This window comes from Lacticaseibacillus suihuaensis, from assembly GCF_054785075.1.
The window spans coordinates 1-1,282 of the sequence record NZ_BAAGBJ010000036.1; the positions used below are offsets into that span (position 1 = coordinate 1).

Genomic DNA, 1,282 nt, shown 5'->3' on the forward strand with positions numbered 1-1,282 from the left:
ATGGTGACCTTTGGTGTGAGACATGATATTCTGTTCTTGCATCAAGACGATACCTCTTTCATTAATTGTGTAGGAACTTTAATGATAACAGGTCGTATCGACTTGGTGTTTTTTATTTTGTCTGAGTACTAACGATAGTGGCTAACTTGATTGTAAAACGCGGGACTCAAAAATATTCGCGAATTGCCTACTAGTTGTACGAAACGACCTGAATCTGATATGTTGGAGTAAAGGGCTGATTGTGATGCTTACCCATCGCTATGAGATCGCTGATGAGCAATGGAGCCAGATCGAGTCATTATTTCCACCATACAGTACAGGTCGTCCAATATTACGAGATAATCGGACCATGTTAAATGCAATTCTGTGGATCCATCGGGCTGGTGCGCCTTGGCGTGATTTACCTGCACGATTTGGACCATGGAAGTCGGTTTATACACGGCTTTCCCGCTGGGGCCGCGATGGTGTATTGGAATGTATCTTCCGCGCGCTTCGCGAGGACGCGGATATGGAATACCTGCATATTGATTCGACGGCTGTTATTGCGCATCAGCATAGTACAGGTGCTAAACAAAGCGGTCCTGAACTTGAAAGCAATAATATTGGTCGTTCCGTTGGTGGTAATTCAACTAAGATACATGCGCTGGTCGATGCATTGGGAAACCCGGTTGAATTTATGTTAACAGAAGGCAATCGTCATGACGGTCCCGTAGCGCTTTAATTATTGAAAACCATTCAGTTGACTGGGGTTAATGTCATTGCCGATAAAGCATACGGTGGTAAAGCAATTCGAGAATTTATCACGAGCCAAGGCGGAAAGTATACAATCCCACCAAAAGAGAATAATCGAGAACCATGGTCAGTAGACTGGTGGATATATAAAGAAAGACATTCAATTAAGTGTTTCTTTAATCGGCTTAAACATTTTAGACGGGTAGCTACTCGCTACGATAAGACGTCATATGTGTTCCGAACATTTGTTTACGCTGCGTCAATAGTGTTAATGACTAGATAGTTTGAAGACACATCCTAGAAAAATCAGTTTGTAATCTCATCATAATATCATGTATGCTTGTGTATAGTAAGTTTGTTGAACTTCAACAAATACAGGAGGAACAAATGTTTTTAGCAATTAGAGAGATTAAAAAAGAAAAACGCAAATTGCAAGAACAAGTTAGCCACCCCATGGCACGACACCGTGAGATGAACTGTTATCTTTGATGAGTTGAGTTAGCTGGCTACGACTACCTTGGCAGCTCGTCGCTGAGCTCGAGCGCGCTCA

1 pseudogene is annotated in these 1,282 nt (G+C 42.3%); it reads left to right on the forward strand.

What is annotated here, in order from left to right:
* Positions 1-244 precede the first annotated feature (244 nt).
* Positions 245-1,015 (forward strand): annotated as a pseudogene (locus tag ACYVRZ_RS13075) (IS5 family transposase).
* Positions 1,016-1,282 lie beyond the last annotated feature (267 nt).